At 71.7% G+C, this 25,080-nt stretch carries 21 protein-coding genes and 2 tRNA genes; 18 read left to right on the top strand and 5 right to left on the bottom strand.

The genetic code is table 11. From position 1 onward, the window contains the following. Nucleotides 1-301: 301 nt before the first annotated feature. Both ABZ953_RS08665 and ABZ953_RS08660 read right to left on the bottom strand, forming a co-directional pair. Nucleotides 302-541 (bottom strand): chaplin, encoded by a 240-nt coding sequence (locus ABZ953_RS08665; RefSeq protein WP_361718880.1) that lies wholly within the window; start codon nt 539-541, stop codon nt 302-304. 192 nt (nt 542-733) lie between these two features. Further along, nucleotides 734-1,768, bottom strand: a complete 1,035-nt coding sequence (locus ABZ953_RS08660) for a bifunctional DNA primase/polymerase (protein ID WP_361718877.1) — start codon at nt 1,766-1,768, stop codon at nt 734-736. Between the two features lie 415 nt (nt 1,769-2,183). Here ABZ953_RS08660 and ABZ953_RS08655 point away from each other — a divergent pair, with 415 nt between their 5' ends. From ABZ953_RS08655 to ABZ953_RS08615, 9 genes are all read left to right on the top strand, one after another. After that, entirely contained in the window at nt 2,184-2,495 is a 312-nt protein-coding gene (locus ABZ953_RS08655) for a hypothetical protein (RefSeq protein ID WP_361718874.1), read from the top strand. Between the two features lie 263 nt (nt 2,496-2,758). Further along, nucleotides 2,759-4,120: an acyl-CoA dehydrogenase family protein gene (locus ABZ953_RS08650; RefSeq protein ID WP_361718871.1), complete on the top strand. Its 1,362-nt coding sequence runs from the start codon at nt 2,759-2,761 to the stop codon at nt 4,118-4,120. Between the two features lie 56 nt (nt 4,121-4,176). Continuing rightward, entirely contained in the window at nt 4,177-5,196 is a 1,020-nt protein-coding gene (locus ABZ953_RS08645) for a bifunctional MaoC family dehydratase N-terminal/OB-fold nucleic acid binding domain-containing protein (RefSeq protein WP_361719257.1), read from the top strand. A 1-nt stretch (nt 5,197) separates the two neighbouring features. After that, nucleotides 5,198-6,289, top strand: a complete 1,092-nt coding sequence (locus ABZ953_RS08640) for an acyl-CoA dehydrogenase family protein (RefSeq protein WP_361718868.1) — start codon at nt 5,198-5,200, stop codon at nt 6,287-6,289. After that, nucleotides 6,286-6,768, top strand: a complete 483-nt coding sequence (locus ABZ953_RS08635; protein ID WP_361718865.1) for a MaoC/PaaZ C-terminal domain-containing protein — start codon at nt 6,286-6,288, stop codon at nt 6,766-6,768. The genes ABZ953_RS08640 and ABZ953_RS08635 overlap by 4 nt, the downstream gene beginning before the upstream one ends. After that, nucleotides 6,765-7,931, top strand: coding sequence for a lipid-transfer protein (locus ABZ953_RS08630; RefSeq protein WP_361718862.1), 1,167 nt, complete (start codon nt 6,765-6,767; stop codon nt 7,929-7,931). The genes ABZ953_RS08635 and ABZ953_RS08630 overlap by 4 nt, the downstream gene beginning before the upstream one ends. A 52-nt stretch (nt 7,932-7,983) precedes the next feature. Further along, a complete protein-coding gene (locus ABZ953_RS08625; protein WP_361718859.1) occupies nt 7,984-8,886 on the top strand; it encodes a DUF1906 domain-containing protein in 903 nt (300 codons plus the stop codon). Nucleotides 8,887-9,124: 238 nt separating this feature from the next. Next, nucleotides 9,125-9,706, top strand: a complete 582-nt coding sequence (locus ABZ953_RS08620) for a SigE family RNA polymerase sigma factor (RefSeq protein ID WP_361718856.1) — start codon at nt 9,125-9,127, stop codon at nt 9,704-9,706. Between the two features lie 129 nt (nt 9,707-9,835). After that, nucleotides 9,836-11,506: a long-chain fatty acid--CoA ligase gene (locus tag ABZ953_RS08615; RefSeq protein WP_361718853.1), complete on the top strand. Its 1,671-nt coding sequence runs from the start codon at nt 9,836-9,838 to the stop codon at nt 11,504-11,506. On the opposite strand, the gene ABZ953_RS08610 is transcribed toward ABZ953_RS08615, so the two are convergent. Further along, complete coding sequence (locus tag ABZ953_RS08610; RefSeq protein ID WP_361718850.1) at nt 11,493-12,809, bottom strand: MFS transporter; 1,317 nt, start codon at nt 12,807-12,809, stop codon at nt 11,493-11,495. The genes ABZ953_RS08615 and ABZ953_RS08610 overlap by 14 nt on opposite strands. A 179-nt stretch (nt 12,810-12,988) precedes the next feature. Here ABZ953_RS08610 and ABZ953_RS08605 point away from each other — a divergent pair, with 179 nt between their 5' ends. Beyond that, complete coding sequence (locus tag ABZ953_RS08605) at nt 12,989-13,564, top strand: TetR family transcriptional regulator (protein WP_361718847.1); 576 nt, start codon at nt 12,989-12,991, stop codon at nt 13,562-13,564. A gap of 52 nt (nt 13,565-13,616) precedes the next feature. Here the strand turns inward: ABZ953_RS08605 and ABZ953_RS08600 are convergent, their stop codons facing one another. Beyond that, a complete protein-coding gene (locus ABZ953_RS08600; protein WP_361718844.1) occupies nt 13,617-18,032 on the bottom strand; it encodes a PAS domain-containing protein in 4,416 nt (1,471 codons plus the stop codon). 167 nt (nt 18,033-18,199) lie between these two features. After that, a complete protein-coding gene (locus tag ABZ953_RS08595) occupies nt 18,200-18,622 on the bottom strand; it encodes an SSI family serine proteinase inhibitor (protein WP_361718841.1) in 423 nt (140 codons plus the stop codon). A gap of 279 nt (nt 18,623-18,901) precedes the next feature. Here ABZ953_RS08595 and ABZ953_RS08590 point away from each other — a divergent pair. The 8 genes from ABZ953_RS08590 (at nt 18,902) to ABZ953_RS08555 (ending at nt 25,056) form a co-directional block, all read left to right on the top strand. Next, a tRNA-Ser gene (locus ABZ953_RS08590) sits at nt 18,902-18,992 on the top strand. 174 nt (nt 18,993-19,166) lie between these two features. Then, a tRNA-Arg gene (locus ABZ953_RS08585) sits at nt 19,167-19,239 on the top strand. A 253-nt stretch (nt 19,240-19,492) separates the two neighbouring features. Next, entirely contained in the window at nt 19,493-19,843 is a 351-nt protein-coding gene (locus ABZ953_RS08580) for a hypothetical protein (RefSeq protein ID WP_361718838.1), read from the top strand. Between the two features lie 164 nt (nt 19,844-20,007). Next, entirely contained in the window at nt 20,008-20,952 is a 945-nt protein-coding gene (locus ABZ953_RS08575; protein ID WP_361718835.1) for a DUF2797 domain-containing protein, read from the top strand. 173 nt (nt 20,953-21,125) lie between these two features. After that, nucleotides 21,126-21,470, top strand: coding sequence for an antibiotic biosynthesis monooxygenase (locus ABZ953_RS08570; protein ID WP_361718832.1), 345 nt, complete (start codon nt 21,126-21,128; stop codon nt 21,468-21,470). A gap of 85 nt (nt 21,471-21,555) precedes the next feature. After that, nucleotides 21,556-22,413, top strand: coding sequence for an amidohydrolase family protein (locus tag ABZ953_RS08565; protein ID WP_361718829.1), 858 nt, complete (start codon nt 21,556-21,558; stop codon nt 22,411-22,413). 119 nt (nt 22,414-22,532) lie between these two features. Beyond that, entirely contained in the window at nt 22,533-23,282 is a 750-nt protein-coding gene (locus tag ABZ953_RS08560; RefSeq protein WP_361718826.1) for a response regulator transcription factor, read from the top strand. Between the two features lie 115 nt (nt 23,283-23,397). Further along, nucleotides 23,398-25,056, top strand: coding sequence for a HAMP domain-containing sensor histidine kinase (locus ABZ953_RS08555; RefSeq protein ID WP_361718823.1), 1,659 nt, complete (start codon nt 23,398-23,400; stop codon nt 25,054-25,056). The last annotated feature ends 24 nt before the right edge of the window (nt 25,057-25,080 follow it).

The raw sequence follows: 25,080 nt of genomic DNA, 5'->3' as shown, positions 1-25,080 counted from the left end.
AGCACGCGGGGAACGCGGACGACTACATGGCCTGGTTGATAGGACGTCACCTCAAGATCGACGCAGAAGGAACAGGAACTCCGGCGACTGCTGCCGAGACCTCCGGAGCAGAAGCCTGACCATGCTATGACATCTCGGGGCCCTTCGTACAGCGGATTACGAGGGCCCCTGGGATTACGAGGGCCCCTGTCCGACCGACCGCGTGGAACGCGCGAGCGCGCCACCGGAAGGAAGGGCGGTGGCGCGCTCGGCCGGGGCCGTGTGGGGCGGGCTGTGACCCCTTACGGCGTGCTGTGTCCGGTCAGTCGTTGACGCAGGTGTTGCCGAAGGCCGGGTTGAGCAGGCCGATGACGTTGATGGTGTTGCCGCAGACGTTGACCGGGATGTGGATCGGGGCCTGGATGGTGTTGCCCGAGATGACGCCCGGGGAGTTCAGGGCGGCACCCTGAGCGCCGGAGTCGGCGCTGGCGAGGCCGGCGCCACCCATGATGAGGGCACCGGTGCCCAGCACGACTGCGGTGGTCTTCTTCATTGCGGACATGCTTGTTTCTCCTTGAGTACGTGCCAGTCGAAAGGCGCCCCGCCGGGCCACGACGCGACGTCGCTCCGGCAGAGGAGCAGCACACCTGTCGGGCGCCCGCGTGACCAACGCCTGGCCGCGCCCTCGGACACGTTCTTGCCCCCCATTCGGGGCATGCCGCCCTGTCCGGCATGTCCTGTCTGGCATGTCCCGTCAGGCGTGTCCCGTCAGGCGTGCCGCCGAGGCGATCGTCGAGTGAGCCTCGCGCTCGGTGAGGCCGACGCGGAGGGCGGCGTCGGTGAGCTGCGGGGCCAGGGCCTCGCCGATGCCGTTCTCGTAGGCACGGCAGGCCGCCCAGAAGAGGCGGGTGTTGCGCTGGCCCTCGTGCGCCGCGAGCACGAACTGGACAAGGCCCTGGCCGCGTTGGGCCTCCGCAGCGGGGTGCCCGGCCGGGTGGGGCGGTTGGTGGGACGACTGGTGGGACGACCGGTCGGGGGCGTGCGGTGGGGGCGCCAGCAGGCGAAGCAGTGCGGGCGGACAGGGCGCGGGCGGCAGGTGGGCGGTGCCGGGGACGGTGCCGTAGACGCCGTGTTCGGTTCGGGATCCGGGGCCGACGAGGTAGCCGCCCGCGCCCCGGATGTCGATGCCGGGTGCGAGCCGGCCCGCCGAGTTGGGGACCACGGTGCCGACCGGGCCCGCCAGCCAGAGGTGGCGGCCGCCGCTCGGCGTCGTCACGACGACGGTGTCGGGGATCGTGAAGAGGTGGCGCAGGGCCAGTTCGCGCAGGGCCGCCGGAGCGTCCGTACCGGACTTGGTGTCCAGGTCGATGCCGATCAGGTGGTGCGGCGGCAGGCCGCAGGCGATGCCGTAACCGGTGGCCCAGGGGGCGGCGGCGAAGAGTGCCCGGATGCGCTGCGGATCGGTCGACGCGTCGTGGACGCCGTGTCCGAGGCGGCCGCATTCGCCGTGGCAGACGGCCGGGTGGGGATCTTCGTGGTGGGGGGAGCGCAGGGCGGGGAGCTTGGTGCGGGACAGCGGGATGACCGCGAGGCCGCGCTCGGCGGCGGACAGGGCGTGGGCGAGCGCGAGGGTGCCGGCCCGGCGGTCGGGGGTGTTGCCAGGGGTGTTGCGGGCGGTGGCGGGTTCGGCGGCGGGATGTCCGGTGGTCGGATTCCCGGTGGTGGGGTGTCCGGTGGCGGGATTCCCGGTGGCGGGGTGCTCGGCGGCATGGCGGTCGATGGGGGCCATGACTCCATGTTCGTACACACGTTCGAAGAAGGGAAGGGGGGATGGCCCGGAGATGGCGGGGGTGGTGCGCTTTCGGAGGGGCGGCGCCCCCTCGGGCGGGCCTCGGTGTGGAGCCCTGCCGGAACGCTTCGCCCCGTGCGGCGCCTGACGCGAACCGCGGTCCGGCGGGGGTCGCGCGGGATCGGCCCGGGCTCGGCCCGGACTCAGGGGGCGCACGGCGCGTTTATCGGCATGTCATCACGCTTGCGGGGGAATTGAGGCTTCCAGGGTGGTTCGCCGGGGATTCGGTGGGCAACTCTGGAGTCGCGACGCCGCACGGAACGCCAAGACGGTCGGCCAACTGCCTTGGGAAAGCCGCACTTCGGGCACGCCCGGCTGTCAGCCGGTGTGTGCCTCCTGCTCTGGAGGAATTGACATGGCAAGCATCCGTACCGCCCGCATCATCGCCGCCGCTGCTGCCGTACCGCTGGCTGCGGCACTCTTCTCGGGCGTCGCGATGGCCGACAACGGGGCCTTCGCGAACAACGGATCGAATGCGGGCGTAGCGACTGTGAACGGCAGCGGCGTCGGCCACAACAACAGCGGCAACTCGTCCACGACGCAGCAGCAGGCCGTCGGCAACGGCGCCTCCAACCAGAGCAACACCGCCCAGGTGAACGGCTCCGCGTTCACGGCCCTCGACCAGGAGAACGAGAACATCGCGGTCAACTTCACCGAACTCTGGTGAGCCGGTAGCCCCTTGGAGCCGCTCGGGACGACTCCGAGGGGCCTGGTCTGTGGGGTGTGACGTCCTGTGCGGCGGTGCTTCGGCGCCGCCGCACAGGCGTGTTCAGGGGTCGGTCCGGCTCCGGGGGCGGGGTGCGTACGCGCGCGGTCGGGTGGGTGGTCTCTTGATGCGGTGGGCGATCTCTTGACATCGGCACGGTATCTGACGGACAGTCAGAAACCCTTGTCGGTACGAGATGGACACGAGACGGAGAGGCCGCCACCGTGCACCTCGCCCCCACCGAACGCCAGCGCCGACTCCGCGCCGAACTGCGCGCGTATTTCCGTGACGTGATGCCCGATGGGCCGCCCGGCGGGGCGGGTGGCGGAGTGGGCGGAGGAGCGGGCGGTGGGTCGGGCAGGTCGGGTGGGTCGGGCAGGTCGGGTGGGTCGGACGGGTCGGACGGGGCGGACGGGGCGGACGGGGCGGACGGGGCGGACGGGGCGGCTCAGCGTCGCCTGCTGCGGCGCATCGGCGCCGACGGGATGCTCGGCCTCGGCTGGCCCATCGAGTACGGAGGCCAAGGGCGCGGCGCCGACGAGCAGTTCGTCTTCTTCGACGAGGCCTACCGCGCGGGCGCGCCCGTCTCGATGGTCACCCTGAACACCGTCGGACCGACGCTCATGAAGTACGGCACGGAGGAGCAGAAGGCTGCCTTCCTGCCCCGCATCCTCAGCGGTGAGCTCGTCTTCGCGATCGGCTACAGCGAGCCTTCCGCCGGAACGGATCTCGCGTCACTGCGGACCAGGGCGGTGCGCGACACCGGGGGCGGGGGCGGAAATGGGGGCGGGAGCGGGGGCGGTGGCGGGGGCGGCGGCCATGGGGTAGGTCATGGGGGCGGCGGTGACGCCTGGGTGATCGACGGGCAGAAGATCTTCACCTCGAACGCGCAGAACGCCGACTGGATCTGGCTCGCCTGCCGCACCGACCCCGACGCCCCCAAGCACCAGGGCATCTCGATCCTGCTCGTACCGACCGACGACCCCGGCTTCTCCTGGACGCCGATCGAGACGGTGGGCGGCCTGACGACGACGGCGACCTACTACGACGGGATCCGGGTGCCCGCCACCAACCTCGTCGGCGAGGAGAACGGCGGCTGGGGCCTCATCACCAACCAGCTCAACCACGAGCGGGTGGCCCTCGCGGCGATCGGCATGCAGGCGGAGGACTGCTACGCGGCGGCTCTGGACGCCACGCGGACGCCCGATCCGGTGACGGGCGAGCGCCGGATCGACGCGCCGTGGGTGCGGTCGAGGCTGGCCGAGGTGCATGCCAGGTTGGCGGCGACGCGACTGCTCAGCTGGCGTCTGGTGGGCGATGTGGGCGCGGGCGCGTTGACGCCGGGCGACGCGAGCGGCGTGAAGTTCATGGGGACCGAATCGGCCGTGGCGGTGTACCGGATGTGCCAGGAGATCGCCGGAGATGCGGGGCTGGTCCGGGCCGGGTCGCCGGGCGGGTTCGGGGACGGCGAGCTGGAGCGGATGAACAGGGCCGCGCAGATCAACACATTCGGGGGCGGGGTGAGCGAGGTGCAGCGCGAGATCGTCGCGACGATGCGGCTCGGGATGCGGAGGGGGCGGCGGTGACGGATGCGGTGAAGGACGCGGTGACGGACGCGGTGGCCGATGCGGTGAAGGACGCGGTGACGGAAGCAGGGAAGGGCGCGGTGAAGGACATCGCGTACGAGGAGTTGAAGGCGTTCGAGGGCAGGGCGGCGGAGGAGGCGGGGCGCGGCAAGGACCCGGTCAACCGGCCGATGATCAGGCACTGGTGCGAGGCGATGGGCGACATCGGCCCCGCGTACGGGGGCGCGGATCCGGTCGCACCGGCGACGATGCTGCAGGCCTGGACGATGGGCGGCCTCTCCGCGAACGGCGGCCGCTTCCGCGCCCACGACGAGCTGTTCGCGCTGCTCGACGGCGCGGGGTACACCTCGGTGGTCGCCACGGATTGCGAGCAGGAGTATCTGCGGGCACTGCGTCCCGGCGACGAGATCACCTACGACTCCATGATCGAGTCGGTCTCGGAGCGCAAGACGACCAAGCTGGGGACGGGCCACTTCGTCACGACGCGAATGGACGTGCGCGTCGGCGACGACCTCGTCGGGACCCACCGCTTCCGCATCCTCAAGTACGCCCCGGCGAGGCAACGGCCGAAGGGTGAGCGGCTGAAGGACGAGCGGACGAAGGGTGAGCGGCTGAAGGGTGAGCGGCTGAAGGGCGAGCGGCCGAAGAGCGAGCGGCCGAAGGGTGAGCGGCCCCGCCCTGTCGTCAATCGCGACAACGCCGGATTCTGGGCCGGTGTCGCCGATCACCGCCTGCTGATCCAGCGCTGCACCGGTTGCGGCGAACTCCGCTTCCCCTGGCTCCCGGGCTGCAACGCCTGCGGGTTGCCCGAGTGGGACACGGTCGAGGCGAGCGGCGAGGGCACGGTCTATTCGTACGTCGTGATGCACCACCCACCCTTCCCGGCCTTCGACCCGCCCTACGCCGTGGGTCTCGTCGAGCTGGCGGAAGGCGTGCGGATCGTCAGCAACATCACCGGGGTGCCGTACGGCAAGGTGCGCATCGGGATGCCGGTGCGGCTCGAATTCCGGCGAGTAGACGCGGAGTTGGAGCTGCCGATGTTCCGGGCCGTGGACGCGGCGGGAGGTGCGGGCTGACATGGACTTCACGCCTACGGAGGAGCAGGCGGCCGCGCGGGGTCTCGCCGGGGAGATCTTCGCCGACCTGGCCACCCCGGAGCGGCTCGCGGCGGCGGGGACGGGTTCGGACGCCGAGCTATGGAGTTCGCTGTGTGCGGCGGGGCTGCCGGGTGCGGTGGAGGACATCGGGCTGCTCGGCCTCGTGCTGCTCCTGGAGGAGCAGGGGCGGGTCACGGCCCAGGTGCCGTTCGCGGCGAGCTGTGTCTACGGGCTGCTCGCGGTGGCCGTGCACGGCACGTCGGAGCAGCGGGAACGCCTGTTGCCCGCGCTGCGGCGGGGGAGCGCGGTCGCGACGGGGGCGTTGCGGGGCCGGGGCGGGGTCGAGGTGTCCATGGACGCGGCCGAGGTGTCCATGGACGCGGCCGAGGTGTCCATGGACGCGGCCGAGGGGACACCGGACGGGTTGCTGAGCGGCACGGTGCCATGGGTGCCCTGGCTGCGGGACGCGACGCACGTTCTGGTGGCGGCGGGCGACCGGAGCCTGTGGCTGGTGCGGGTGGCCGACGCGCGGGTGGAGCCGGTCGAGCTGACCGCGCCCTGGGCGGCGGGGCGGCTCGTCCTGGACCGGGCCCCCGGGGAGCGCCTCGGCGGTCCCGCCGCGTACGAGGACGTACGGGCCGGCGCCCGCACCGCCTTCGCAGGGCTGCAGGCCGGAGTGTGCGCGGGGGCACTGGCCCGCGCGGTGGCCCACACGAACGAGCGGGAGCAGTTCGGTCGCCCCCTCGCCGCCAAGCAGGGCGTCCAACTGCGCGCCGCCGACGCCCATATGGACACGGAGGCGATCAGAGTCACGGCCTACGAGGCGGCCTGGCGCCGCGACGCAGACCTCCCGTACGCCACGCATGCGCTCACCGCCGCCTGGTGGGCGTCGGAGGCGGGCACCCGCGTCGTGCACGCGGTCCAGCACCTGCACGGCGGCATGGGTGCCGACCTAGACCACCCCGTCCACCGGCACTTCCTGTGGGGACGGCAGCTGGACGCGTATCTGGGCTGCGGCAGCGAGGTCCTGGAGGAGCTGGGCGAGTTGATTGCCAGGGAGAGGTCGACATGACACAGGGCGAAGAGATGGCTCCGCTGGAGATTCCGATCACTCGCACACTGATCGTCTCCGGCGCCATCGCGTCCCGCGACTATCAGGACGTGCACCACGACGCCGAGCTGGCGCGCGCCAAGGGCTCCCCCGACATCTTCATGAACATCCTCACCACGAACGGGCTTGTCGGCCGGTACATCACCGACCACTTCGGCCCCACCGCCGTCCTGTGCAAGGTGGCGATCCGCCTCGGGGCGCCCAACTATCCGGGCGACACGATGGTGTTGACGGGGACCGTCGAGCGGGTCGAGCCCTCGTCTGAGGGCTCTGAGGGCTCTGAGGGCTCTGAGGGCTCCGTGGGCTCCGTGGGCTCCGTGGACTCCGTGGGCGAGACGGTCACCGTCAGGGTCGTCGGGGTCAACGGCATCGGCAACCACGTCACCGGCACGGTCACGGTGACGGTCCCCCCGGCCGTCCCCGCGGGAGGTGCCGCATGAGTGTCCGACGGCGCGACAGTCTCGGCGGCAAGGCCGCGATCGTCGGCATCGGGGCGACGGAGTTCTCCAAGGACTCCGGACGCAGTGAGCTCAAGCTGGCCGTCGAGGCGGTGGGCGCCGCGCTCGACGACGCCGGACTGACCCCCGCCGACGTCGACGGCATGGTCACGTTCACCATGGACACCAACCCGGAGATCACCGTCGCCCAGGCGGCGGGCATCGGCGAGCTGTCCTTCTTCTCCCGCGTCCACTACGGCGGCGGGGCGGCCTGCGCCACCGTCCAGCAGGCGGCGCTCGCGGTGGCGACGGGGGTCGCCGAGGTCGTCGTCTGCTACCGCGCGTTCAACGAACGCTCGGGCCGCAGGTTCGGCTCCGGGGTCCAGCGGCGCGAACCCTCCGCCGAGGGCGCCGCGCTCGGCTGGTCCCTGCCGTACGGCCTGCTCACCCCCGCCTCCTGGGTGGCGATGGCAGCCCAGCGCTACCTCCACGCGTACGGGCTCACGCCGGACGCCTTCGGTCACGTGGCCGTCATGGACAGGAAGTACGCGGCCACCAACCCCGCGGCGTACTTCCACGGCAAACCGATCACGCTGGAGGACCACGCCGCGTCGCGCTGGATCGTCGAGCCGCTGCGTCTCCTGGACTGCTGCCAGGAGACGGACGGCGGCCAGGCGATCGTGGTGACGAGCGTGGAGCGGGCCCGTGACCTGCCCCGCCCGCCCGCCGTCATCGCGGCGGCGGCCCAGGGGGCGGGCCGGGCGCAGGAACAGATGACCAGCTTCTACCGCGACGACCTGAGCGGGCTGCCCGAGATGGGGGTGGTGGCGCGTCAGCTGTGGCGGACCTCGGGGCTGGCTCCGGCCGACATCGACGTCGGGATCCTCTACGACCACTTCACCCCGTTCGTGCTGATGCAGCTGGAGGAGTTCGGGTTCTGCCCGCCCGGTGAGGCCACGGGCTTCGTCGCCGAGGAGCTACTCCCCCTGAACACGCACGGCGGCCAGCTGGGTGAGGCCTATCTGCACGGCATGAACGGCATAGCGGAGGCCGTCCGGCAGGTGCGCGGCACATCCGTGAACCAGATACCCGACGCCGCGCGCATTGTGGTGACGGCGGGCACGGGTGTCCCCACATCGGGGCTGATTCTGGGGGCAGACGGCTGAACGCAGCGCGTGTCCCCGGTCTGTCGCGCGGCTCGGAACGTTCCCTCGCCTTATGCGTCTGAGAAAGCTGATCATTGGACTGGCCCTGGTCCTGACCGCCCTGACCGCGGACCTGTCGGCGTCGCCCCCGGGCGTCGCCGCCGACCACCCCACAGGCACCGCAGGCACCGTAGGCCCTGCGGGCACCGTAGGCACCGCGAGTGGCGCGGCCCGGCCGGGCGCGCAGGCGGCCGCCAAGAGGTCGATCTTCCGAGGCCGTGCCTTCGACACCTGCATCACTCCGTCCACCGACACCATGCGGCGCTGGAAACGGTCCAGCTACGGCGCCGTCGCCACCTACTACGCGGGCCGCGGCCGGGCTTGCAAGAACCAGTCACAGCTGAACCACGGCTGGATGCGCGCGATGAAGAGGATGGGCTGGCGGGTCCTCCCGGTGTACGTGGGCTCGCAGTCGCCGTGCGTCGTCGCGAAGAACAAGAAGCACGTGAGCATCGGACGGAACCCCGCGGGCCGGGGGAGGAACGAGGGACGCGACGCGGTACGCGCGGCGAAGGCCGTCGGCATCCAGCGGCAGAGCCCCCTCTACCTGGACATGGAGGCGTACACCTACCGCAAGAAGAGCTGCGCCAACACCACGCTCTCCTTCATCAGGTCCTGGGACCGCGAGGTGCGCAGGCACGGCTACGTCCCCGGGTTCTACAGCAGCGCCAACGCCGGAGTGCGCCACATGGAGTTGGCGCGGCGGGCCGGCGTGCGGGATCTGCCGTCGGTGATGTGGTTCGCGCGCTGGCACACCAAGCCGTCCCTGTACGGGGAGCCCATGCTGAGCAGCCAGGCATGGCGTCCGGCCCGGCGTATCCACCAGTACGCGGGGAACGTGAAGGAGCGGCACGGCGGGCGCACGCTGACGATCGACCGCAATTACGTGCACGCCCCCGTGGCACGCATCAGCTAGACCGCCCCTGGGTCACCGGCTGGCCCAGCCACCCGCTGGGCCAGCCACCCGCTGGGCCAGTCGCTGCTCGGGGACAGGATGCGCCGGGGCGGCTCTCGGGGGTGAACCCTCAGAGGGGCGCTCCGCCGCCTCCACCTGTAGGAGGTGGGGGCAACCCCACTCGTACAACCTGAGGCGGACACCGCTTCGGGACCTGCGGCCGATCCGCAGAAGTAGGGGGCGCTTCTAGCGTGGAGCCATGACCGCATCCATGGTGTCCGTGTGCACCAGCGCATCGCAGGCCGCGACGCGGCGCCCAGGTCCGACACGGGCCAACGGGCCCAACTCGTACCCGTCGTTCGCATCCTACGTACGGGCACGCCAGTCCGTGCTGCTGCGCACCGCCCGCTCGCTGACCGCGAATCCGAGCGATGCCGAGGACCTGCTGCAGACCGCGCTCACCAAGACGTATGTCGCGTGGGACCGGATCGAGGACCACCGTGCGCTCGACGGCTATGTGCGCCGGGCGCTGCTGAACACGCGTACGTCGCAGTGGCGCAAGCGGAAGGTCGACGAGTTCGCGTGCGACGAGCTGCCGGAGCCCGAGGTGGCGCCGGCCGGGGACCCGGCCGAGCAGCAGGTGCTCCGTGACGCGATGTGGCGCGCGATCATGAAGCTGCCGGCCCGGCAGCGGGCGATGGTCGTCCTCAGGTATTACGAGGACCTCAGCGAGGCGCAGACCGCCGAGGTGCTCGGAGTGTCCATCGGCACGGTCAAGAGCGCGGTGTCGCGTGCGCTCGGCAAGCTCCGTGAGGACCCGGAGCTCACGCCCGTCCGCTGAACTTGAGGGCAGATGGAACGCGGCCGGAACACGGCTGGAACGGGCCCGATGATCGATCATCCCCTGGAGTAGTGACATACCAAGCGGTATGCGCGCAGAATCAGCGCAGCCCTTACTGCCGCGTAGGCGATGTCGCCCCAGGAGGACGCCGTGCTGAGCACGATGCAGGACGTACCGCTGACCGTCACCCGCATCCTCCGGCACGGCATGACCGTGCACGGAACATCGCAGGTCACGACCTGGACCGGCGAGGGTGCCCCGCAGCGGCGCAATTTCCGCGAGCTCGGTGAGCGCACGGCCCAGCTCGCCCACGCCCTGCGCGAGGAGCTCGGCGTCACGGACGACGAGCGCGTCGCCACCTTCATGTGGAACAACGCCGAACACGTCGAGGCCTACTTCGCGGTGCCCTGTATGGGCGCCATCCTGCACACCCTCAATCTGCGGCTGCCCGCGGACCAGCTGACGTGGATCGTCAACCACGCGGCCGACCGCGTCATCATCGTCAACGGCTCCCTCCTCGGCCTCCTCGCGCCGCTCCTTCCGCAGCTGACGACCGTCGAACACCTGGTGGTCTCGGGCCCCGGCGACCGCTCCCTGCTTGCGGACGCCCGCGTCCAGGTGCACGAGTACGAGCAGCTCATCGCCGACAGGCCCACCGCCTACGACTGGCCCGAGCTGGACGAGCGCGCCGCGGCCGCCATGTGCTACACCTCCGGCACCACCGGCGAACCCAAGGGCGTCGTCTACTCCCACCGCTCCATCTACCTCCACTCCATGCAGGTCAACATGGCGCAGTCGATGGGCCTCACGGACGCCGACCTCTCACTCGTCGTCGTCCCGCAGTTCCACGTCAACGCCTGGGGCCTGCCCCACGCCACCTTCATGACCGGCGTGAACATGCTGATGCCGGACCGCTTCCTGCAGCCCGCCCCGCTCGCCGAGATGATCGAGGCGGAGCGTCCCACTCACGCGGCCGCCGTGCCCACCATCTGGCAGGGCCTGCTCGCCGAGCTCACCGCGAAGCCGCGCGACGTCAGCTCGCTCGGCCAGGTCACCATCGGCGGTTCGGCCTGTCCGCCCGCCCTGATGGAGGCCTTCGACCGCCTCGGCATGCGGGTCTGCCACGCCTGGGGCATGACGGAGACGTCCCCGCTCGGCACCGTCGCCCGCCCGCCGGCCCACGCCGTCGGCACCGACGAGGAGTTCGGCTACCGGCTCACGCAGGGCCGGTTCCCCGCCTCGGTCGAGGCCAGGCTGGTCGGCCCCGGCGGCGAACACCTGCCGTGGGACGGCGAGTCGGCCGGTGAGCTCGAGGTGCGCGGCCCCTGGATCGCGGGCTCCTACTTCGGTGGTGCGGGCGGCGAAGCCCTCAGGCCCGAGGACAAGTTCAGCGAGGACGGCTGGCTGAAGACGGGCGACGTCGGCGTGATCACCGCGGACGGTTTCCTGACCCTCACCGACCGGGCCAAGGACGTCATCAAGTCGGGCGGCGAGTGGATCTCGTCGGTCGACCTGGAGAACGCCCTCATGGCGCACCCGGACGTCGCCGAGGCCGCGGTCGTGGCCGTCCCCGACGAGAAGTGGGGCGAACGCCCGCTCGCCACGGTCGTGCTGAAGGAGAACGCGACCGCCGACTACGCCACCCTCCGCGACTTCCTCGCCGGCACCATCGCCAAGTGGCAGCTCCCCGAGCGCTGGGCGATCATTCCCGCGGTCCCGAAGACCAGCGTCGGCAAGTTCGACAAGAAGGTGCTGCGCAGGCAGTACGCGGATGGCGAGCTGGACGTCACGAAGCTCTGACGCGTCCCCGCCGGGACGGTATCGCCGCCGTCGCCCAGCCGAGCGCGAGCCAGAGGCCGGAGACCGCGCACACGCCCGCCCACCCCCAGTGGGTGAACGCGGTGCCCGCGAAGGCCGATGCCAGCGCGCCGCCCGCGAAACCGGCCACCACATAGGCGGTGTTGGCGACCGCCGGGGTGGAGGTGGTCGTCAGCGCCAGGGTCTGGTTGGCGATGTGGCTTGCGACCAGCGCCATGTGCAGGACGATCGCCGCCGCGCACAGGGCCCACAGGGCGCCGCCGCCCAGCCAGAAGAGCGGCACGGAGACGGCGGCGGCGCCGTACGCGTACGAGACGACCTTGGCCGCGCCGAAACGGTCGACGAGGCCGCCCGCGAGCGGCGCCACGACGGCGGCCGCGAGGCCGAAGAGCCCGAAGAGGCCCGCGGTGGCGGTCGTCATGCCGTACCCGTCGTCGCCGCTCTCGGTGAGCAGCAGGGCCAGAGACGTCCACAGCGCGCTCCACGCCCCGTACATCCCGGCCTGACGGATGCAGGCCCGCCGCAGGTCGGCGGAGCTGCGCACCACGCCGGGCAGTCGGGCGAGACCGGCGAAGAGCGGGCCCGTCCGGCGGCGGTGCTCGGCGGGCAGCACGGCGGCGGAGGCCAGACCGAGCAGCGCGGTGAGGACGGCGGCGCCCACGAAGACGTACCGCCAGCCGAAGGCCTGGCCGACGACGGCGCCGAGCACGCGGGCGGCGACGACCCCCGTGAAGAGACCGGCTATGACCGCCGCGACATGGCTGGCCCGCCGGTGCGCGGGCGCCCGCTCGGCGACCAGCGGCACGAGCAGCTGTGGCACGACCGTCGCCGCGGAGGCCACCAGGACGGCGGCGGCGAGCACGGTGGGCCCCGAGGCGGCCGCGCCCGAAGCGAGCGCCACCGCCGCGACGAGGGAGAGCACGGCGACGATCCTGCGGCGGTTCACCCTGTCACCGAGCGGGGCGAAGAAGAGCAGTCCTGCCGCGTATCCGAACTGGGCCACTGACGCGATCCACGCGACCGCCGACGGGGTGGACCCGAAGTCGTGGGCGATCAGGGGGAGCAGCGGCGCGGCCAGATAGATGTTGGCGGCCGTCACCGCGGTGCAGACCGCGATGAGCCCGAGGAAGACGCCGTGCGGGACGGGAAGGGGGTGCGGGGCGGCACCCGCCGCGTTCGCCGCATCGGCGGCCTCCCGAGCGGGCGTGGACGTAGACGTGGCTGCGGGTATGGATGTGGACGTAGATGTGGGGAGGGCCGGGGACGTTGGTCGTGCTGAAGGCATGAGCGGGCTGTGCTCCTTGGCGTCTCCGCGACGAATGTGGCGATCACATGCGGCAATCAACTGCGGCGAGCAAATATGGCAACCAACTGGTTGGTTGGAAAAAGTCTGCGCCTGCGTGAGCCGCCCTGTCAAGCAACCAACCAGTTGGTTACCCGAACGGGGTGGCCTACCCTGTGCGCATGGCAGTGAGAGACCCCGAGGCCACCAAGGCGCGGATCTTCGAAGCGGCAGTCGCCGAGTTCGCCCGGTACGGCATCGCGGGCGCCCGTATCGATCGCATCGCGAGTCAGGCGAAAGCCAACAAGCAGCTCATCTATGCCTATTTCGGCAACAAGGCGGAGCTGTTCACGCAGGTCCTCGAGGCGCGCATGCTGGAGATGGCCGTCGCCAACCCCGTCGACGCCGACGACATGGACGGCTGGATGGACCGGCTGATGGATTACCACGCCGCCCATCCCGAGCTGCTGCGCCTGCTCTTCTGGGAGGGCATCGAGTACGGCACGGACGAGCTCCCCGACGAGCGGGAGCGTCGCGACCACTACGACAGCAAGGTCGCCGTCCTCGCCGACGCCCAGGCCCGTGGCGTCATCGGCGACGAGATCCCCGCGGCCCATCTGCTCTTCATGGTGGTCGCGCTGGCAGGCTGGTCGACGGCCGTGCCGCAGATGCGGCGGATCATCATCGGTGACGAGGACGCAGACCGGGAGCGGTTGCGCACCTCCATCAAGGCGGCGGTTCGGCGCCTGACGGCCTGAACCGGTAGCTCCGCTCATTCGCGTCGCTCATTGGCGTCGCTAATGCGCGTCGCTAATTCGTGCCGATCTTCGCCAGCAGGTCCACGATCCGGCCCTGCACCTCACTGCTGGTGGAGCGCTCCGCCAGGAACAGCACGGTCTCGCCCGCCGCGAGCTTCGGCAGCTCCGTCTCGTCGACGGCGGCGGTGTAGACGACCAGCGGCGTGCGGTTCAACTGGCCGTTCGCGCGCAGCCAGTCGACGATCCCGGCCCTGCGGCGGCGCACCTGAAGCAGGTCCATCACCACGAGGTTCGGCCGCATCTGGGCCGCGAGCGTCACCGCGTCCGCGTCGCTCTCGGCCCGCGCGACCTGCATGCCACGCCGCTCCAGCGTGGTGGTCAGGGCGAGCGCGATCTCCTCGTGCTCCTCGATGAGGAGGACCCGCGGCGGGTGCTGCTCGCTGTCGCGCGGTGCGAGGGCCTTCAGGAGTACGGCGGGGTCGGCGCCGTACGCCGCCTCGCGCGTCGCCTGGCCGAGGCCCGCCGTCACGAGCACCGGCACTTCGGCGGCCACGGCGGCCTGACGCAGCGACTGCAGCGCCGTGCGCGTGATCGGACCGGTCAGCGGGTCGACGAAGAGCGCCGCGGGGAACGCCGCGATCTGCGCGTCGACCTCCTCCCGCGAGTGCACGATCACCGGGCGGTAGCCGCGGTCGCTCAGCGCCTGCTGCGTGGTGACGTCGGGCGCGGGCCACACCAGGAGACGGCGCGGGTTGTCGAGCGGCTCGGGCGGCAGCTCGTCGTCCATCGGCTGGGGCTGAGGCCGGTTCGCGACCTCGACGGCGCCGCCGGGGCCGTCCAGCGGCTCCGGGCCCTCGTCGGCGTCCTCGTCCGGGGCGCCGATCGCGTACGAACGTCCGGCGCCCTCGGTGGTGGAGCCGATACGGGACTGGGGGTGCGCCGGAGCGTGCGGCTGGGGCTGGGGCTGGGGCTGGGGCTGGGGCTGTGGCTGCGGGTGCGGGTGCGGGCGCGGGCGCGCCGAGGTCTCGGAACGCTCTTCGGCCGCCGGGTCAGGGGGCGTGCCGAGCCGACGCCTGCGCCCGGAGCCGCCGAGCGTGTGCGATGGCGACTGCGCGGCGCCCGTCTGTGTCGGTTGCGGCGAGGCGGGGGCCTCCGGCACCGGCATCGGTCCCGCCGTCGCGGCCGCCTGCCCGGACTGCGGTGCCTGGGGCGGCAGTGGGGGCTGCGGAGGCTGCGGGGGCTGGGGCGACTGGGAGATGCGGGCGTTGCGCGGCGGCTGCTGCTGACCCTTACCGGGTACCGCGGCACCGGCCTGCTGACCGGCCTGTTGACCGCCCTGCTGACCGCCCTGCTGACCGGACTGTGAACCGCCTCGCTGCTCGCCGATCTGCTGGCCGAACGGCACGCCCTGCCCGAGGGTGCGCACGCTGATCGAGCGCCCCTGTGTCGCATTGGGGTCCCCGGCCGGGGTCTCGGCGGGCAACGGCTGGGCCGCCCGGGTCGCGCCCTGGGCGGGCACGCCACCGGGCGGAGTGGTGCCGTCGGGCCACGGCTGCGGCGCGGGCAGCGGGCCGGGACCGGCGCCCCGTCCGCCCTGCTGGGGCAGCGACTGGGGCAGCGACTGGGGCAGCGACTGGGGCTGCGCCTTCTTCGGCCCCTGGGCACCCTCAGCAGCAGTCTCCCCAGCAGGAGCCCCCTGTCCAGGCACCCCAGGCACAGGCACCCCAGGCGCCGACGTCTGGCGGGAGCGGCGGCCCGTCGGGGCCTGCGTCGGATGGGGCTGCGGCGGTGTGTGGTCGTCGTCCTCGCGGCGCGTGGCCGCCGCGTGCTGGCCGGTGACCTCCTGCGCGGCGGCGTACTCCTGACCCGCCGCGTGCCCCGCGGGGGCGTACCCCGCGACGTCCTGGCCCGGCGTGCGGTCGGCCGCGGCGGGCGGCAGCGCGAAGACGCGCCCGCTGTTCGCCTCCTCCGCCTCGGCACGCTCCTTGGCGGCGGCCAGCGCCCGGCGCGCCCGCCGCCCCGTGGGCCGCGCACCCGCGTCGCCGTGTCCGGCCCCGGCCTCGAAGGCGGCGAGCTCGACCCCCGTGCCAACGCCGGACGCGCTGCCCGAACCGGACGGCCCCGAAGCAAGGGCGGGCAGCGCGTGCTGCTCACCGGCCCGCCGCGCGCGGCGCCCGGTCCCCCCTTCCGCGACGGGCACACCCTGCGGCGGCACCGTCTCGCCCAAAGCGGCGGACCCGGCCGCGTGTTCGGCCGCCGTCATCACGGCGCCTTCCGCACCCTCCGCGCCCTCTGCGGCACTCGGCCGCCCACGACGCCGTCCCGTACCGCCGGAAGCGCCACCGAACGCGCCACCGGACGTCTCCGAAGCCTGCGCCCCCGCACCGGGGCCGCTCGCCGGACCGCCCACCGGGGGACCGGCCACCGTGGGACCGGCCACCGGATCGGCGGTCACCGACCCACCGAACGTCTCCGGAGAGGCCTCCGGCGCGCGCCGTCCCCTGCGTCGCCCCGTACCGGTCGGAGACGCGGCAGCGCCACCCTCCGTACCACTGACGGAAGATCCGGAGGAGGCGGAGGAGGCGGAAGAGGCGGAGGAGTCCGCGGCTTCCGGAACACCGCTCTCCAGGAAGGAGTCCACCGAGGGACGCCGAGCCCGCCGACGCCCGCCACCCAAGGTGGCCGACGCCTGCTCAGGCACCATGACTGAACTGCCGGGAACGGGCGAAAGCGCCATCTCCGTAGAGACCGCCCCGGAACCACCACTCTCCGTAGAGGCCGCCCTGGAGCCCTCCCTCGACCCCATCGGTACTTCGAGGACGTACGCACTGCCGCCCATACCCGGCACCTCATGCGTCTGCAGCACGCCTCCGTGCGCTCGCACGATGCCCCGCACGATCGGCTCGTGCACCGGGTCTCCCCCGGCGTACGGCCCCCGCACCTCGATGCGGACGACCTCGCCGCGCTGGGCCGCGGCCACCACGATGGTCGAGTCGACGTAGCCGGCCGTCGCGGCGGTGCCGACTCCCGCGCGGGCGTTGCCGGTCGCGTCGATGCCCGCCACGTCCGCGACGAGATGCGCGAGCGCCGTGGCGAGCCGTTCCGCGTCGACCGTGAGCTCTATCGGCGGCGCGTGCACGGCGAACTGCGCGCGTCCGGGGCCGATCAGCTCGACCGCGCGCTCCACACCGGCGGCGACGACCGCGTCGAGCATGACCGTCGTACGGGAAAGCCGGTCGTCGCCCGCGTCGAGGCGCTGGAAGCCGAGGACGTTGTCGACGAGCGTGGTCATCCGGGCGTATCCGGCGGACAGGTGGTGCAGGACCTGGTTGGCCTCGGGCCACAGCTGGCCCGCGTCGTCCGAGGCGAGCGCGGCCAGTTCGCGGCGCAGCTCGTCGAGGGGCCCGCGCAGGGACGAGCCGAGGACGGCGAGGAGCTGTTCGTGGCGCGCGGCCAGGGACTCGTACCGCCCCTTCTCGCGCTCGGCCAGCTCTTCGAAGCGGTCCTTCTCGCGCTCGGCGAGCGCCGCGTACCGCTCCTGCTCGGCGGCGAGTTCCTCGGCCCGCTGCTCCTCGGCCGCCTTGATCTCCGCGGCGCGCTCCTCGGCGGCGGCGGCGAGCTCCTCCTCGTGCCGGGCGAGGGCCGCCTCGTACTTCTCGTTCAGCTCGTCGTAGGGCCTGCGGTCGGTGAAGGTCATCACCGCGCCGACCAACTGGTCCCCGTCGCGCACGGGCGAGGTCGTGAGGTCGACGGGCACCTTGGCGCCGCTCTTGGACCACAGGACCTGTCCGCGCACCCGGTGCTTGCGCCCCGAGCGCAGCGTGTCGGCGAGCGGGGACTCTTCGTAGGGGAAGGGCTCGCCGTCGGAGCGCGAGTGCAGGACCAACGGGTGCAGTTCCTGCCCGCCGAGGTCGCTGGCCCGGAAACCCAGTATCTGGGCGGCCGCCGGATTGACGAGGACGACCCGTCCGTCGGTGTCCGTCCCGACGACGCCCTCGGCCGCGGCGCGCAGGATCATCTCGGTCTGCCGCTGTGAGCGCGCGAGTTCGGCCTCGGTGTCCACGGTGCCCGAAAGATCCCGTACGACGAGCATCAGCAGTTCGTCGCCGGTGTACCCATGGGCGTCGTACGCGGCCCTGCTGTCCTCCAGCGGGGAGCTGGTGACCTCGACGGGGAACTCGATGCCGTCCGTGCGCCGGGCGGTCATCCGCGTGGGCTTGGTGCGCCCGCGCTCGTCGATGGTGTCCGGGCGGCGCATGGAGCCGGGGATGAGCCGGGAGTCGAACCCCGGGAGCAGATCGAGCAGACCGCGCCCCACGAGCGCGGTGCCGGGTGCCTCGAACGCCTCAAGGGCGATGGCGTTGGCGTTCACGACCGTGCCGTTGGCGTTGACGAGCACCAGCGCGTCCGGAAGCGCGTCGAGTATGGCTGCGAGGCGAGCAGCGCCTCGGGATGGCCTGCTGCTCACGACGACGCTTCCTCCCTGATTACCGCTTCTTGCCGACTCGCTCAGGCCATCTTGCCCGTCGGCCCGTGGCGTGTCACGGGAGGGAGTCTACGGGGAGTGGTTGTGGGCGCGACGCCGGATGAGAGGGAGGTCGCACGCAGAACCTGTGAGTTTTCCGTACCGCCTGGTCACGGCGAGGTCGCGGGCAGCACCGGCACGAGACCGTTCCACCGCCCGATCTCGCAGCCGTCGCTGCGGCTGTACCGCGCGTCGACGGGCCGTCCCTGCCACGTTCCCGTGATGTGCGCGGTGGCGGGTCCGCCGTACTGCATCGTGCACATCGCGTCGCGCGGCACGGGTGCGAACGGGTCCTTGCCGTAGACCGTGACTTCTTGGAGCCGCCTGCACGCCTCGGCCGCGTTCGGGTGCGTGCCGCCCGTCGGGTGGCAGTTCAGTACGTACCTCCCGTCGCTCTCGCCGCCCGAGTCGGCGACCGTCACGGTGAGCCGGTCGGTCGGGGTGGGGGCGGGCGCGGTGGCGTGGGCGGTGGTGGGGAGGGCGGACAGTGCGGCGGCTGAGGCGACGGCGGTGAGGGCGAGACGACGCAACATTTCGGGCTCCATGGAGAAGACGGAGAAGACGGAGAAGACGGAGAAGACGGAGAAGACGGAGAAGAACGACGGTGACCGTTCTGGGACGGGTGGTGGCTCTACCGCTCTAACGCCGTACGCCGCCCGACGTTGCGGTGGCGCGGCCATGGCGCGGCGATGGCGCGTATCGCTTTGCCCTGCGGACCGCGTGACTAGTACCGTAGGGGCCGCGATTGGTGACGAGCCGCCCGGCTGTGTCATCATCTGCACGCACCCCGCGCTCGCGCAGGTGTGCAAGCTGGAGGCGTCGCCTAGTCCGGTCTATGGCGCCGCACTGCTAATGCGGTTTGGGACTTAAATCCCATCGAGGGTTCAAATCCCTCCGCCTCCGCAGCTCGACCTGGAGCCCCGGTCCACTGGACCGGGGCTCCGGTGCGTTTTCGCAGCTCACAAGGGGTCCACCGAACGGATTTCACATGGCGGCGGCAGTCATGTAATGTTCTTCCTGTCGCCGCGAACGGGCCGAAGAGCCGGGAAGCGAAGACGAGAACAAAAGAAAAATCAAGCACTCGTAGCTTAACGGATAGAGCATCTGACTACGGATCAGAAGGTTGCAGGTTCGAATCCTGCCGAGTGCACAGCAGACCAGAGGCCCTGTGGAGCAATCCACAGGGCCTCTGGCTTTTGCGTTGACGGCAGAGACTGACAGCAACTGTCGAGTTGCCGATCTTGTGTCGCCAGCCAGCCATGGTCCCCGCGATGTGCCCGTGGTCTGGGAAAAAGGTCCCTGCCTCCGAGGAGTGGCGTGGTCCTGGTGCCGCATCAGCCAATGTTCGCCCTGATGCGATCCCCACCCGTCGACCGGTAGGCGTCAACTGCCACAGTTGGGGGATGAACGGTGACTTCTTGGTCCGGCACCATCACCAGTTGACCGCGTGGCTGAGGGATGGAGACGCGGAAAGCCTCGACGCATTCCTGGGCGCACACCACGACACCTTCGTGCTCGTGACGACAGATGGAGCGATCCTCGACCTTGCGACGCTGCGAGGATCCCTGCGCAGTGCGGGCGCCAGCCAGCCTGGATTGTCGATCGAGGTCGAGGAGATCACCAGCGTCACCCCCGAGGTGTACCGGTTCCTGGAGCGCCACAGCGTGGACGGCGTCGTCGTGGGCGTGCGGGTGGTGACGGCCGTGATGGGGGACGGGTTGCTGCTCAGTGTGCAGGAGACCGCGCGCCGGTAAGGGCAGACGTTGCCTGATGCGGCACCAGCTCAGATTGACGGCAGCTCTGTTCGAACCCTGCCGAGTCGCACACAGCCACAGCCAAGAGGCCCCCGGGAGATGATCCGGGGGCCTCTTGCGTTGTCCGTGCACAAGGGAACTCGGCAGAGATCGGAGTCACCGGAGTGGAGTGGCGTTGCGTGGGGCTCGGGTGGCCGGGTGGGAAGCCTGTGCTGCGGTGGGCCGGGGGCCGGGAGAGTGTCCTCGTGTACGGGACGGACATCGGGTTCCGGGCCGTCGGCGAGCGGCGGTGCGTGGGGGCCCGCGAGAATCCGTGTCCGCTGCGGTCCGTCGTGCCGGGGCGGGCCACGCAGGCGCGCTGCCCGGAGTGCGCGCGGCTCGACCGGGCGTTCTCGGTGGCGGCGGACGGCGTGCCCGACGATCCGCGTACGTACCGGGTATATCTGGCGTGGTTCGGGCCCGGCCTGGTCAAGGTCGGGATCACGGCGGAGCAGCGGGGCGGCGCGCGGCTCCTGGAGCAGGGGGCGGTGGCGTTCTGCTGGTTGGGTCGGGGGCCGTTGATGGCGGCGCGGCGTACGGAGGAGCTGCTGCGGGCGGCGCTCGGGGTGCCGGACCGGGTGCCGTACGCGCGCAAGCGGGAGGTGCGCGGGGCGCTGCCCGGGTCGGCGGAGCGGGCGCGGGAGCTGGCGGAGCTGTACGAGCGGGCCGCGGGGCTCGACGGGTGGGCCGAGGCGTTGGAGCGGGTGGCGTTCGAGGCCGTCGACCACGCGGAGGCGTTCGGCATCGCGTCGGGCGGTGGCGCGTCGGGCGGCATCGAGTCTGGCGGCATCGAGTCTGGCGGCGGAGCGTCGGACGCGGTGGTGCGGGAGCTGGTCGACGGTGGGGTGGTCGCGGGGCGCCTTGTCGCGGCGGCCGGGCCTGATCTGCATCTGGCGCTCGCGGACGGGAGCGTGCTGGTGGTCGACGCGCGGATGCTCGTGGGGTGGGAGTTGGTGGCGGCCGGCGCGGGTGAGGGCGTGACCGTGCCGGTCCGGGCCGTGGTGGCCGGGGGCGAAGGGGGCGGCGGGCGTGGCGGGCGTGACGGTGTCGAGCAGGACGGGCTCTTCTGACAGACAGGACGGGCTCTTCTGACAGATAGGACAGGCTCTTCTGACAGATAGGTGCTGCCCCGCCGTGCCGTGGGTCCCGTTCGCTGACCGAATGGTCAAGTCTGCGCGACCGTTGGGCAAGATACGGCGATCAGGGGTGGACGCGGATGTGATGCCGGGCCGAGTGTGGCGACATGAGTGATCACACGACAAGACCTGTCGGGCCCTTCGAACCGCCTTACTACGCCGTCGTCTTCTCCTCCGTGCGCACCGAGGGGGATCAGGGGTACGGAGAGACCGCCGACCGGATGGACGAGCTGGTCGCGAAGGTGCCGGGGTTCCTCGGCACCGAATCGGCCCGGACCCCGGGAGGCCTCGGCATCACCGTCTCGTACTTCCGTGACGAGGACGCCATCAAGGCCTGGCGGAGCGATCTGGAGCACCGTGCGGCACAGCGGCGCGGACGCGAGGACTGGTACGAGTCGTACGTCCTGCACGTCGCCAAGGTCGAGAGGAGCCACGGTTTTGAGCGGGAGTAGCGGGAGTAGCGGGAGTAGCGGGGGTAGCGAGAGCAACGCGAGTGGCGGGAGTGGCGACGGGGGCGGTGGTGTCGAGGCCGACGCGGTGCGGCGGATCTGGCAGCGGGTCGGGGTGCCCGGACTCATCGACGTACACACGCACTTCATGCCGGAGCGGGTGCTCGACAAGGTCTGGGCGTACTTCGACTCCTACGCCACGACGGGCGAGGTGGAGTGGCCCATCACCTACCGGCACGAGGAGGAGCGGCGGGTCGCGCTGCTCGGGGAGTTCGGGGTGCGGGCCTTCACCTCGATGCTCTATCCGCACAAGGCGGGCATGGCGGAGTGGCTCAACGGCTGGGCCGTGGACTTCGCGCGGCGCACGCCCGGGTGCCTGCACACCTCGACGTTCTTCCCGGAGCCGGGCGTGGACAGGTATGTGCGGGAGGCTGTCGAGGCGGGCGCCCGGGTCTTCAAGTCGCATGTGCAGGTGGGGGGTTACGACCCCAACGATCCGCTGCTCGAACCCGTGTGGGGCCTGCTCGCCGAGGCCGGTGTGCCGGTGGTCGTGCACTGCGGTTCCGGGCCCGAGCCCGGCAAGCACACCGGGCCTGAGCCGATCGCCCGGCTGCTCTCGCGCCATCCGCGGCTGCCGCTCGTCGTCGCACACATGGGCATGCCCGAGTACGCCGAGTTCTTCTCCCTCGCGGAGCGGTACGAGGAGGTGCGCCTCGACACGACCATGGCGTTCACCGACTTCAGCGAGGCGCTGATGCCGTTCCCGAAGGAGGAGTCGGGGAGGCTGGCGGACCTGGGCGAAAAGGTGCTGCTCGGCAGCGATTTCCCCAACATCCCCTACTCCTACCTGCATCAACTGCAGGCGCTCGAACGGCTTGGGCTCGGCGACGCCTGGCTGCGGGGCGTCCTGTACGGGAATGCCGCGCGGGTCTTCGCCGTCGGCTGAGTCACCGATTCGCCATCTGCTGAGCCACAGAGGGGCGGCGGCCGGGGGCACGGGGTTTCTCAGGGAATTCACAGGTACGCGCAAGAGTGCTCTCAGAGGCGCGGCGCAGGGTGTCGCGTATGACCACGACCTCGCCCCAGGCACGTACCGAACTGCTCAGGCCGGACGGGAGCCCCGTCCGCGTGCTCGTCGTGGACGACGAGGTGTCGCTCACCGACCTGTTGTCCATGGCCCTGCGCTACGAGGGCTGGGAGATCCGCAGCGCGGGCGACGGCGCGGGGGCGGTGCGGGCCGCCCGCGCGTTCCGGCCCGACGCCGTGGTGCTCGACATGATGCTGCCCGACATGGACGGCCTCGCCGTGCTCGGCAGGCTGCGCCGCGAGATGCCGGACGTGCCGGTGCTCTTCCTGACCGCGAAGGACGCGGTGGAGGACCGGATCGCCGGGCTCACGGCCGGCGGCGACGACTACGTCACCAAGCCCTTCAGCCTGGAGGAAGTGGTGGCGCGGCTGCGCGGACTGATCCGGCGTGCGGGCGCCGCCGACAAGCGCAGCGAAGCCACCCTGGTGGTCGGGGACCTGACCCTCGACGAGGACAGCCACGAGGTGACGCGCGGCGGGGACTCCATCCACCTCACCGCCACCGAGTTCGAGCTGCTGCGTTACCTCATGCGCAATCCGCGGCGCGTGCTCAGCAAGGCGCAGATACTCGACCGGGTGTGGAACTACGACTTCGGGGGCCAGGCCAACGTCGTCGAGCTCTACATCTCGTACCTGCGCAGGAAGATCGACGCGGGGCGCGAGCCGATGATCCACACGCGGCGCGGGGCGGGGTACCTGATCAAGGCCGCCGTGCCCGTATCCGTGTGAGCTCCGCTGTGCGTGTGAGCTCCGCTGTGCGTGTGAGCTCCGCTGTGCGTGTGAGCTCCGCTATCCGTGTGAGCTCCGCTGTGCGTGTGAGCTCCGCTATCCGTGTGAGCTCCGCGTGAGACGCCTCCGGACGCGCCGAGGGCGCCCGCGTACCCTGCGTACGCGGCTCGTCCTCTCCGCCGTCGCGCTGATCGCCGTCGTGTGCGCGGTGATCGGCACGGTCACCACCATCGCCCTCAAGTCCCACCTGTACGACCAGTTGGACGGCGCGCTCGGTGACGTGGCGAAGCGGGCGGCCGGGCCCGCCGTACTGCCGGGCAGCGACGGGATGCCGGGCAGCGACAGGACGCCGGGCAGCGACAGGTCGCCGGGCGCGGGCAACGGTCCCGGTGCGCACGACGACCCGCTGGAGTTCGTCTCGCGGGGCCCGCAGGAGCTCGGCACCATCGGCGCGGAGGTGCGGCAGGACGGCTCGGTCGGGCGCGCCCTCGTCAGTACCGAGGCGGACAGCGGCAGCGGCAGTCCGCTGCCGGACGCGACGCCGCTCGACGACGACGACATCGCCGCGCTTGTCGACGTCCCGAGGGACGGCGAGGCACACGACGTCGACGTCCCGGGGCGCGGTGAGTACCGCGTGCGGTACACGACCGGCGCCCGCGGTGACTTCGTCGTCGGCATTCCGACGGCCGAGGCGCAGAACACGCTCAGTACGCTGATCGTCGTCGAGGTCTGTGTCACCGCGGCCGGTCTCGTCGCCGCCTCGCTCGCCGGGGCCGCCATGGTCGGCGTCGCGCTGCGGCCGCTGCGCAGGATCGCCGCGACCGCGACACGTGTCGCCGAACTCCCCCTGCACAGCGGTGAGGTGGCGCTGCACGAGCGCGCGCCGCACGCCGACCCGCGCACGGAGGTCGGGCAGGTGGGCGCCGCGCTCAACCGCATGCTGGATCACGTTCACTCCGCTCTCGACGCGCGCCAGCGCAGCGAGACACGGGTACGTCAGTTCGTCGCGGACGCCAGCCACGAACTGCGCACCCCGCTCGCCTCCATCCGCGGGTACGCCGAACTCACCCGCCGCGGACGGGAGTCCAACGGACCCGACACACGGCACGCGCTCGGCAGGATCGAGTCCGAGGCCGAGCGGATGACCGGGCTCGTGGAGGATCTGCTGTTGCTCGCACGGCTCGACGCGGAACATCCGCTCTCGTACCGGAGCAGTGATCTCGCGCCGCTCGTCGTCGATGCCGTCAGCGATGCGCGGGCCGCGGGCCCCGATCACCACTGGCGCCTCGAACTCCCGGACGAGCCCGCCCTCGTCCGCGCCGACAGCGCCCGCCTGCACCAGGTCGTCGTCAACCTCCTCGCCAACGCCAGGACCCACACCCCCGCGGGCACGACGGTCACCGCCCGCGTGCGCGCGGACGGCCCGCGGGTCCGCCTGGAGGTCCGGGACGACGGCCCCGGCATCGCCCCCGACCTGCTGCCCACCGTCTTCGAGCGGTTCGCGCGCGGCGACGCGTCCCGATCGCGCCAGGCGGGCTCCACGGGCCTCGGCCTCGCCCTCGTACGCGCCATCGTGGGGGCGCACGGTGGCGTGGTGACCGTGGAGAGCGTGCCGGGGCGGACCGTGTTCACGGTCGAGCTTCCGGCCGTCGATCTCCCAACCGTCGATCTTCCGGCCGTCGATCTCCCGGCCACCGATCCCCCGACTGTCGCCGCGGAGAGCGCACCGGTCACCACCTCACAGCCGGGCCACAGCCTCACCACACAGCCCTGACAGACCACTTGGCGAATGTCGGTC

This window comes from Streptomyces sp. NPDC046465, from assembly GCF_040646035.1.
GTDB lineage: Bacteria > Actinomycetota > Actinomycetes > Streptomycetales > Streptomycetaceae > Streptomyces.
Note: the sequence above shows the minus strand (reverse complement) of the source record. Positions and strands in the feature narration are given on the sequence as shown.